We start from the raw sequence: 10423 nt of genomic DNA on the forward strand, positions 1-10423 counted from the left end.
GCATTTTGTCCTTTGGATTAATATAGGATATAGAATGAGACAGATAATTAAATTTGGATTTATATTGGGTTTGTCGACAAGCGGCAGTGCGTTCAGTGCCGAGCCTGTTCAGGGGCTATATTTGGGATTATTGGGACAGCTGAGTCATGCTACAAATCTTGACCTTAATTTTTCACTCACTCAACTCCCTAATTTAGGAACTATAGGAACAGTACAATTAGGACCAGTTGGTGGTGGGATAGGAGCTTCTCTTGGATATAAAATACAGAATTTCCGACTAGAGGGTGAGTTTCTTTTTAATATAAATAATTATGGTCAATTAAATGCAGGCTCTTGTACCCTTATAAGTCCTGCCGTATTAGGCCCTGAAGGAACATGTCCTGCTGAAGTTGTGGATGTTGGCTTGGGATTTAATGGTTATACCATAGGATTATATGGATTTTTCAATGCGTTTTATGATTTTCTATCCTCTGACCCTAATGTGAATTTTGTTCCCTATCTGGGAGTAGGTGTAGGCGGAGCTGATATTTTGAACCATGCCGTATTTCAAAGTAATAACCAATGCATTTCCTTGGGAACTTGCTCACCAATCGTCAATGAGAGCTTCAATAACTCACATTTTGGCTTTGCAGCACAAGGTATCATTGGATTTAATTATTATATTGACGATTTTACTACCATTGGCCTGGATTTTCGTTACGTTTCTACATTTAATTTTAGTAATAATAACTCTGGTTCTTCTACTACGAATTCAAGTAACAGTGCTTTTGGAATAAGCACCATCAATCTTACCGGAAATTTTGCTCTGGAGAAGGCTAGCTAATAGCCAAGATAGGGATTTCAAAATAAGATATTTTGATTCTATAGTTAATTAAATGGAAGTATTTACTTGATACAACTTAGGAAAGAATCATGGCATTAAAATATGATGTGATCGTTTTAGGTGGTGGTAAAGGTGGTAAAACACTAGCTGTCGATTTAGCAAAAGCGGGTCAACGAGTTGCCCTGGTCGAAGACAACCAAATTGGTGGAACTTGTATTAATGTGGCATGTATTCCCACAAAAACACTCGTACAATCCGCCAAGATAGCGCACTATTGTCGTTCAGCATCAGCCTATGGCTTGGAAGCCACTCTGGCTCCCATTGACTTTAGAGCGGTTCGCACTCGTAAAGATGCAATAGTTAAAATGATGCGCGAAGCTAATTTAAAACAATTTTTAGATTCTGGGATGGATCTCATGTTGGGACGAGGGCATTTTGTTGGACCTAAGACTATTGAAGTGAGTCTATCATCACCACGAAATAATCGAAAAGTAGTGGAAATTACTGCCGATCAAATCTTTATTAATACAGGTGCCTTACCTTTCGTACCCTCCATTCCTGGTCTTGATAAAATAAAATATCATACCAATGACAGCTTGATGAATGTCGATAAGGTTCCCAAGCATTTGCTTATAGTTGGTGGCGGTTATATTGGTTTGGAGTTCGCCCAGTTATTTCGTCGTTTAGGGGCTGATATCACGGTGATAGAGGCGGATAGCAAGTTTCTGGGACGCGAAGACAGAGATATTGCTGAACAGGTTCTAGATACTTTAACTAAAGAAGGAATTCATTTTTCATTGAATACTAAAATCAATAGTATTCAAGAAGAGGATGGTGACATAGTGATCCATGTGAATCAGAATGGGAAGTCCGAGCTGATTCGTGGAAGTGATGTGTTGATTGCTGTTGGACGTCTTGCAAATACAGCAGGATTAAATTTAGAGAAAACGGGTGTTGAGCTTGATGAGCGCGGTTTTATCAAAGTAAATGAATACCTTGAAACAACAACTAAAGGGATCTGGGCTTTAGGTGATGTAAAGGGCGGGGCCCAATTTACACACTTATCCTTAGATGATTATCGTTTAGTCAAGCATAATCTACAAAACCCACAAAATAAGCATTCTGCTCAAGGCCGACTTATTCCTTATACAGTCTTCCTCGATCCAGAATTAGCACGGATTGGCATGACAGAAACGCAAGCCCTTGCCCAAGGGTACTCTCTAAAAGTAGCAAAAATTCCCGCTGCAGTTATCCCTAGAGCAAAAACACAGGGAGAAACAACAGGTCTTTTAAAAGCTGTTATTGATGCAAAAACAGATCATATTTTAGGTGTTTCTATTTTTTGTGCCGAGGCGGGTGAAATCCTTGGAGTAATCCAATTGGCCATGGAATTAAATATACCTTATCAAAAACTTCGCGATGTAATGTTTGCCCATCCTACATTAGTTGAATGCATTAATTTGTGGTTTGCCGCAGCAGAAAATGCCAAATCTTAAGCCCAGTATGTTGAGTTAAAGCAACTCAACATGACCTAAAATCATACTGATCGACGATGAGTTTTATCCATTCACAAATGGATTTTTTTGTTCTATTTTAATAAAAATAGAATTAATATTTGATTGTTTGTCCTTAATGCGCTCAAAAAATACCAAAAAGTGTTGATTTCAATTTCATCTTATGTAAACCTTGCGCACTATGAGTAGGAAATTAATTTACACAATAATCTGTATTAGTTGCCTTATATTCGGTGTGGTTGGGCTGTCGGTTTATAAGAAAGCCAAAGCGCATGAGAAACCACTTAGTCCTAAAAAAGAAGTTGTTAAAACCGAACCTGTAAGGAACTCTACGGCAAAAAATAATAGCCCACACGAGAGTGTTGGAAAAATAGTGAATATGGCACCTAAGAGTGCTCATAAAGCGGTAGCTGATGCAAGAGAAAACTCTCGACCTAAGCACACTCCAAGAACGGTTATTATGAAAAGCCACAATATTGCTTTAACCAAGGTATCTTTTGAAGAATTACCAGGCTGGGATACTGCAGATGTTAAGAAATCTTTAGTAGCATTTCAGAAATCATGTGAGACGTTCTTGAAACAGGCCCCGTCTCATACGATCAGGACGCAACACATTAAATTAAAAGCTCGAGATTGGCATCCGGCATGTAAAGCGGCTTTGGCTCTGGATTCAATTTCAGACGACTCAGCAAAAGAATTTTTTGAGAAGTGGTTTCGTCCTATTGAGTTTGCACAAAAAAAGCCGGTTCATGGTTTATTTACAGGCTATTACATGCCTAAAATCAAAGGGAATTTAACAAAAAGCCCTAAATACAATACGCCGATTTATGGGCTACCAAAGGGTAAATATTCAACCTCCTATACACGCGAGCAAATTGATAATGGGGCTCTTAAGAAAAAGGCACGGGTGATTGCATGGATCCACAGTCCCGCCGAACGGCTTTTCTTAGAAATAGAAGGCTCTGGTGTTATTCAGCTGCCTAATGGTGAAAATATATACCTAGGCTATGCAGGTGAAAATGGTGCTCCATACACATCAATTGCGAAAGTGATGATTAATCAAGGGATCATGACCCGACATAATGCATCTAAAGCTGCGATTATACGCTATTTAGAAAGTCATCCTGAAAAAGCCAAAACGATTATCCAGAAAAATAAATCCTTTGTCTTTTTTGAAGATTTAAAAGAACCCATGGCTCTTGGCGCTCAGGGGATGGCTCTTACACCAGGATATTCTTTAGCTGTAGACAAAAAATGGATTCCACTTGGCGCCCCTCTTTGGTTGGATACAAAACGGCCAGCTAAAGATCAAACAAGTGAAAAGCAATTTCAACGCCTTATGATTGCACAAGATACAGGTGGTGCAATTCGTGGATTTATGCGAGGCGATATTTATTGGGGTTCAGGAAAGTTTGCTACGTTTTTAGGTGAGCATATGAAAAATGAGGGGCATTATTGGCTACTTCTTCCCAAACATATTTTAAATCGGTTGGCGAAAAAGGCACTTTAATCCCGGTCTTAATAAACCCGAAAGGGATCATTTATATTCTATTGACCAGCGCCCTTGTTAAATTAATAAAATGGAATGTACATTTTGAAGAAAATCGGTTTGCACCTTATGGTGGGATGTTCTGTGGGAATCTGTTTTGGGTTGTTTTTTAATACGATTCTCAATATAGAATTGATGCAAAGCATCATTAATTGACAGCCCAAAGTGCATATAAATCTGAGTTTTCCCATACCCTGCTATCTATTGATTATCCCTTGGGAGCAGTAATTTTGTTGCTGTCACCCTTAAATTGATTGATGGGAACTGCCATGATTAAAAAATCATTCTTATCAAACGAAAACGCACCAACATCTTCCATACCCAGTTTTTTATGAGCATTAACAGAACGTAGATTTTGGCTAGAAATCAGGACGACGTATAATTCCAATTCGGGACGCTCATTCAAGAGGAACTCGGAGAGCTTATTATAAAGATTAAAGAATAGACCTTGGCCTCTGTAAGCTTTGTCAATGCAGACAGGACCAGAAATTGCGATATTATACGTTGATAGAGGTTTCCCTTGATAAGTAATATCAGGAAAACAATCCAGCATTGAAGCGACCAAGGGTATATTTTTATTGTATTCCACTGAGTTGACACAAATATAACCACAAACTCGCTCTTTATCTTTACAAACAAAGACGCAAATATCTTCATCCATAGATTTGAGTTGCTCTACCGAAAATGCTTCAGAAAGATAACCATCTGCTTTTTCTGATGAAGATAACCTAGAAATTAAATTTTCATTTTGCAGAACAACTATTTGTTCAAAATCATTTAAAAGGGGTCTTTCATATTTCATAATGCATCGCTCTTTCTAACAAAAACTAAATATCCTATCGTCTTTAAAGATTAGCATAAATTTGATTTTTCCAAGCTGTGTGCAGCCAATAAAACCATTTTTCATTTTGGAATGGTCTTGAGTGAAAATTTCATAGGCCTGATTGCTATTTTTCATCGGATTAATTAAGCGTAGAATGAATAGGTTTTGTAGATTAAAAAACTTTTTAGGAGGCAATACATGGAAAAGTTGGACAAAAATTTCAATTCTCCTGAGCAACTTTTTAAAAAAATTATTTCCGAACGACGGGCAACTCCAAATTTTGATGGTTCGCCGGTTTCCGATCATGACCTCGCTGCAATTGTAAAAGCTGGGATGGAAGCTCCAAGTGGTTACAATCTTCAACCATGGCGATTTATTGTAGTTCGCGATATGAAACAAAAGCAACGTTTACGCGAAGCAGCTATGGGTCAACCCAAGGTAGAAGAAGCGGGTTGCGTCATAGTCTGTTGTGGCGATTTGAATGCCCCTCGCGGAGAAAGTTTAGACGCAGTGCTGCAGGAATCAGAAAAGCATGGCTTCAATAAAGAGCAAAACTTAAAAGTAAAAGCACTCCTTGAAAATACGTTCAGTGCCCCAGCGGGAAATGCAATGGGTTTTGCACCGGATTATGCCGTGTGGGTTAATCGTCATGTCATGATCGCATTTACTACGATGATGTGGATGGCTGAAGCCCTGGGTTATGATACAGCTCCCATGGAAGGTTTTTTTGAGGATCAGGTAAAATCTGTGCTTGAAATCCCCCAAGACATTCGTGTCGTTGCCTTGCTTGGCATTGGCAAACGAAAAGGTGCCGATAAATTGTATGCAGGCCGCCGTCAAGCGCATGATATTTGTTTTGCAGATAAATGGGGCGAAGGTGTCGACTTTTTAGGCATTTAATGATGGTTGGGCTGTGCCCAACATCGTTCAATATATCATATGGCACTTTTTATATTCAGGAACCCAAATGAACCCCCAGGATATTGCTCTTGATACAGGTACATTCAATCATGTGATCTCTAGGGCATGTTTTTAAAATTTTAGCCACATAAAATACTTACTAGAGTTAGTGCACCCAAAAACATTAGTGCTGTATATCATAACGAGTAGCACTGTGTCTAAAATTCCTATCGTAACTTATTGTTTCATTTATTTTTTTTTAGAAGAAAGAGATTGAGCGGCAAAATAGATTGAATTGTGCTCTCCATGGCTATTAGTTCTACACTTAAGGTGCGCTTATCAGCCCCAAAAAGGTGAAATATGTACAGTAGAACTGGAGTGTTTTCTTCTAATATAAAAAGTAGTCCTTCATCCAGATCCTTATGGACTCGCACTCAATCTTATTCAAAAACATTGAGTTCACAGTGGACAATTGAGACACAATGTTTTCCAACGAGTACTTTTTCTGGTAAAAAGTTAGACGAATTTAATCTTTTCAGCCTCTTTTACATACCCCGAACATATAATCTTGCTTTTAGGGGGATGTCAAAATTAGAAGCTGACTGTAAATATAATCAAGAAATGCATGGTTTAGTTGGAAGAAGTCCTCGCTCATTTAGAGTTGAAGAAAAAGAAATAGAGATGCTTTAACATCAACGGGGTAATATTAAGGGAGTTGATTATAGTGAGGAGCATAAAGCAGCAATAATTTCTTACTTTTCAGGAGGAACGAGTTTAGAGTTCTTTGAGGAAATGGAAATGGAAATGGAAATGGGGAAAGAGGAGCCTCGCAAATTTAAATAATGGGGCCAATTTTCTAATCGTAAAATTACCTTTGTAGCATGTGATTCTGCGTCAAGTTAATTGGAGTTATTCTAAAATAGTTTTTTATAATATAAAGAAAAAAGACTATATCGATAATAAGTAATATCGGATTTATTTTTCATCGTTTCATGAATTGATGGAGTTAACAAAACCACAAAAACATAGTTTTCTATCGTAGTTTTCTATCGTGTATCATATTAATCTAGAAACAATTGCATAATTGAGATACCAGATTAAAGAAGTATTACTTTTTTAATTTGTACTGAAAAGAATCCTCAGTTATTAGAAGTTTGTTAAGAGCCCTTTTAAATTTAAAGAAATAGGATTGCGATGGACAATTTTGTAGAAACACCAAACATTAATAATATGGATTCCTTGGAACTATCTGAAGAAGACATACACTCACAAGCCAATAAATGTATTTTGGAAGCACAATATCTTGTATTCCAAAAACTCCCCAGAATCATTGGGCAAATTATAGAGCATGAAGTTTGGAAAGAAAAAAATTATAAAAACTTCGGAGAGTATGCATTGAAACAATCATCCTGTGGTTTAAACATTACCAATAATCACAGATTATGGCTATTAAAGTGTGCTATGGATATTCATGGCCAACATGCAGTTGAATGGGGTGATGTTCTGAATGAAGTTGATGGATCGGTCAGGACTTATGCTAAAAAAAATAAAATTCCAATTAAAGAGTTGGATAAAAATTTATATGCGCTAGATAGTAAACATACAAATCCAGATGTTGAGGAAACAATCACATATTTGCCTTCACGATCTAAATCAAATGATGGCCAGCTTCTTAAGTTAAGGAACAACGATAAGGAGACATATAATAAAGTAGTGCAAGGTGAAATAGCGTTAAAAGATGTATTGCCCTCACCAACACCAAGGAAACAGTTAGCTCCCATTGAATCAGTTAAAAATAAATTCAAAAGTCTGTCTGATGCTGATCGTGAGGCATTTTTAGCCTGGATTGATGAGCAAAAAAGTGGTTTTGAGGACAATTAAAGCATCATCTTATGTCTGATTAATTGTGTTATATGTAAACAAGCAGAAGCAGGTCTTGCCTCTAGGATAAAGAAAAGACCTAAACTCTATTTGCTACTTATTGGTTGCTTGCAAAAATAAGACCGGTAGGTCCTGCAGTTTGACCGCCAGAAGATCCAAACATTGTTGTTCCTGTTACACCTAGAATTGAAGGTAGGAATAATAAAGCGGCAGAAATAAAGACTAGAGCAATTGGCGTTCCAATTGGAATTTGAGTAGGATTATCTTTGTGCTGTTTGAACTTCATAATAGCCCCGATGGAAAATCCCAAACCAGCCAAATAAGCACCAGCAGTAATCAATTTAGCCAGGTTCTCAAATGAGCTAGTAATTGTTGATGCCATACCCCCTAAAGACAGGACTTCATTACTTGCAGCTGCATCATGGCTTACTAATGTCATAACTGTAAGACACGCAATACTACTTAACCAATAACTAAAACCAGTTTTATTTATAATGTTACTTCTCACAACTTTTTCTCCAAAATTAACAAAAAATCTGGACATGATATTATTTTAATAAATCTTATTATCTTACAAAATAATTAGAATTTAAATTTACATATTTATATTTGCAAATAAAATCCCCTATTTGTTTGACCTTTAATTTCAAAAGTATTGAAATGTAATCATATTAGAGTCTATTTACATTTCATTTAATTCCGCCTACTTCCCATCTTTAGGTGCGAGATCTATAAAGAGGCACAATAAAATGTACCTATTGTAATGCGGCCTTTACTGGATTCTGCCACATAAAGCGCGGAACGTAGGCTAATGAAGCAATGGTCAACAGAGCCTAGAAAATTACGAAAATATTAAATGGTAGTAGAGGATTATGATGAGCATAACTTAACTCATACATACTCACGAGAAAATTTTGAAGACATCAATATATCCAGCCCAAACCTGCAATAAAAATTTAAAGGCTTGGGCCGATGGCAGCTATATCAGCAATTTTTCGGGTAGGCTTTCGGATGCGGGCTCTTCTGATGATGCCGATGACTCCGATGATGCCGAATTTTTGACCTTATCATGAAGTGTGAATAGCCCAAGGCGACCATAAATATCGCTGATTCTGGAGCTTAAACCAGCATTTTTCTTCAATTTCGTGCTGAGGTTTTCATCCAATTTTTTCATAAAGGTAAGCGCTTTTGAAATCCGTTGATAGTGAGGAGTATCTGGCAAAAAATTCTTCTTTTGAGCCTCAAAGAAATTAATCATTTGTTTCAACAGATGTAAATTTTCTGGTGAACCTTCTAAATTGCTCAACAATATATTAGCAAGAGGATGTTTTTCATCTTCAATAATAGGTAATAAGAGTGGCAGTCCAACAGAATCATTTCTTAATAAAGACATTTTATGGGTCAATAAAATATTGAAACATTGTTCTGTTTTCGAGGAGCTAAAATCACACTGCAATAAATAAGCCAATATTGAATCATAACTTTTATTATGCACTTTGAACTTAAATTTTTCTAAATCATATTTTTTGTTTTTCAATAAAAAGTTGAGTAAATTTGCATTTAACTCTATTAGTGTTTTTTTTAAAATAGTGTCATCAAGCGCAACTGAAAAAAGAGGGCTTAATTGGACTGCTTCATCAAATTTATTTTTAAACAATAATGAATGAAGATGTTTTCTTCCTACGGATATAACAGTTTGCTCCATTTTCTTTAACATTTGGATAGAATTCACTTTAGAAGAAGAAACTATCAATTGTAATTCGCTTATTTGCTGAAATAGATCTTGTATTACTGCAGTTTTTTCTGATTCATCGGTTATCGTCCCAATCTGAAGGAGCTTATCAGACAATTTATTTATCCTAGGGGTAAGCGACTCCTCTTTAACTGTATCATTCATGGGGGAGTATTTGCTTTTTTTTGAACTAGCTGTTTTTCTTACATTAGCGACATCTGCATTAGTTAATTGTGATGCCTCTGTAGTGGCTGATTGAGTTGAAGAAGATGCAATTTTTTTTGTTTTTCTAGATGCACGAGGAGAAGATATTTCAGAGTCAACCTTTTGGTAAATTGTTTTCAACAACGCAATTTTTTTTTGCATGTCTTCTCTCGAGTTGATTGCATCCAACTGGGTAATTAATTTAATTTGCTGATCTAATGTGGTTAAATATTGTTTCTTATTTTTTTCCAGATTTATTGATAAATTAACTGTTACTTTATCTAATGCTTCAATTCTATATTTAAGCAGAGCACAATGGTTATTTTGTTCAGCTCTTAACTGAGTAATAATCGAACTCATCGCCTGTGTACTCACGGCTAACCAGTCCACATCAAATTGATTCACTGCAATCGACTCATGCTCCTGATTGCTTGTTTCTAAAACGAGGTGTGGAGAGGAAATCATTGTATCCAATTGATCAAAATAAACGTGGAGACGATAGGTTTGTTTTTGTTTATCCTTAAAAATCGCGGTGTAATGATATTCGCTCAGTGTATCAATTATACTCAGCGGCTGCTCATAAATACTGATATGATGCTCAATTAAAGTTAATCCCTCTGGAAATTTATTTTTTTTCTTTGGAAGCTGAAGCAGATAATAGGACGTGCCGTTTAAGTGTGTTTGTCGGAATAAGGTTGCTTTATCAAACCATTGCTTATCGTGTTGAAAAATTTCAGTATGAATAAAATTGTATAGTTTATTAAGATACATATTATTTCTCTGTTTCAGACGCAGATTGAATCTCGGTACAGCTCTCCTTCGCCATGAGGAGTTTCGATTATAATTAGATAGGTTTAGTCGCATTTAAGCTTAGAGAATATTAGCAAGCTTTGCTTAAATGAATATTAAGAAGACCTATTATTTAAGGAATAATCCAGGGCGATTTCATCAAAGTTTAAGAATAGAACAGATTGATATGAGAATTCCCAGATGTTTA

The 10423-nt window shown here is 36.4% G+C and carries 8 protein-coding genes; 5 read left to right on the top strand and 3 right to left on the bottom strand.

Translation table 11 applies throughout. The annotated features are described in order from the left end of the window. The first annotated feature begins 34 nt into the window (after window positions 1-34). From DGG96_RS12320 to mltA, 3 genes are all read left to right on the top strand, one after another. Window positions 35-823 carry an outer membrane beta-barrel protein gene (locus DGG96_RS12320; protein ID WP_110142960.1) on the top strand — a complete coding sequence of 263 codons (789 nt, stop codon included), beginning with the start codon at window positions 35-37 and terminating at the stop codon, window positions 821-823. 89 nt (window positions 824-912) lie between these two features. Continuing rightward, window positions 913-2319 (top strand): mercuric reductase, encoded by a 1407-nt coding sequence (locus DGG96_RS12325; RefSeq protein ID WP_110142961.1) that lies wholly within the window; start codon window positions 913-915, stop codon window positions 2317-2319. Between the two features lie 199 nt (window positions 2320-2518). Then, complete coding sequence (gene mltA / locus DGG96_RS12330; RefSeq protein ID WP_233590594.1) at window positions 2519-3847, top strand: murein transglycosylase A; 1329 nt, start codon at window positions 2519-2521, stop codon at window positions 3845-3847. A gap of 247 nt (window positions 3848-4094) precedes the next feature. Here the strand turns inward: mltA and DGG96_RS12335 are convergent, their stop codons facing one another. Continuing rightward, entirely contained in the window at window positions 4095-4688 is a 594-nt protein-coding gene (locus DGG96_RS12335; RefSeq protein ID WP_110142962.1) for a GNAT family N-acetyltransferase, read from the bottom strand. Window positions 4689-4907: 219 nt separating this feature from the next. On the opposite strand from DGG96_RS12335, the gene DGG96_RS12345 reads away from it, so the two are divergent. Both DGG96_RS12345 and DGG96_RS12355 read left to right on the top strand, forming a co-directional pair. Then, window positions 4908-5609 carry a nitroreductase family protein gene (locus tag DGG96_RS12345; RefSeq protein WP_110142964.1) on the top strand — a complete coding sequence of 234 codons (702 nt, stop codon included), beginning with the start codon at window positions 4908-4910 and terminating at the stop codon, window positions 5607-5609. Window positions 5610-6803: 1194 nt separating this feature from the next. Next, entirely contained in the window at window positions 6804-7490 is a 687-nt protein-coding gene (locus tag DGG96_RS12355) for a hypothetical protein (RefSeq protein WP_199739243.1), read from the top strand. 97 nt (window positions 7491-7587) lie between these two features. Here DGG96_RS12355 and DGG96_RS12360 read toward each other — a convergent pair whose 3' ends face one another. After that, a complete protein-coding gene (locus DGG96_RS12360; RefSeq protein WP_110142974.1) occupies window positions 7588-7998 on the bottom strand; it encodes a type IV secretion protein IcmD in 411 nt (136 codons plus the stop codon). Between the two features lie 471 nt (window positions 7999-8469). After that, window positions 8470-10197 (bottom strand): hypothetical protein, encoded by a 1728-nt coding sequence (locus DGG96_RS12365; protein WP_110142966.1) that lies wholly within the window; start codon window positions 10195-10197, stop codon window positions 8470-8472. Window positions 10198-10423 lie beyond the last annotated feature (226 nt).

Source organism: Legionella qingyii (assembly GCF_003184185.1).

Coding starts and splice junctions, on each gene's coding strand:
- DGG96_RS12325 (WP_110142961.1), top strand. CDS start 913: ATGGCATTAAAATATGATGTGATCGTTTTAGGTGGTGGTAAAGGTGGT.
- DGG96_RS12335 (WP_110142962.1), bottom strand. CDS start 4,688: ATGAAATATGAAAGACCCCTTTTAAATGATTTTGAACAAATAGTTGTT.
- DGG96_RS12320 (WP_110142960.1), top strand. CDS start 35: ATGAGACAGATAATTAAATTTGGATTTATATTGGGTTTGTCGACAAGC.
- DGG96_RS12355 (WP_199739243.1), top strand. CDS start 6,804: ATGGACAATTTTGTAGAAACACCAAACATTAATAATATGGATTCCTTG.
- mltA (WP_233590594.1), top strand. CDS start 2,519: ATGAGTAGGAAATTAATTTACACAATAATCTGTATTAGTTGCCTTATA.
- DGG96_RS12365 (WP_110142966.1), bottom strand. CDS start 10,197: ATGTATCTTAATAAACTATACAATTTTATTCATACTGAAATTTTTCAA.
- DGG96_RS12345 (WP_110142964.1), top strand. CDS start 4,908: ATGGAAAAGTTGGACAAAAATTTCAATTCTCCTGAGCAACTTTTTAAA.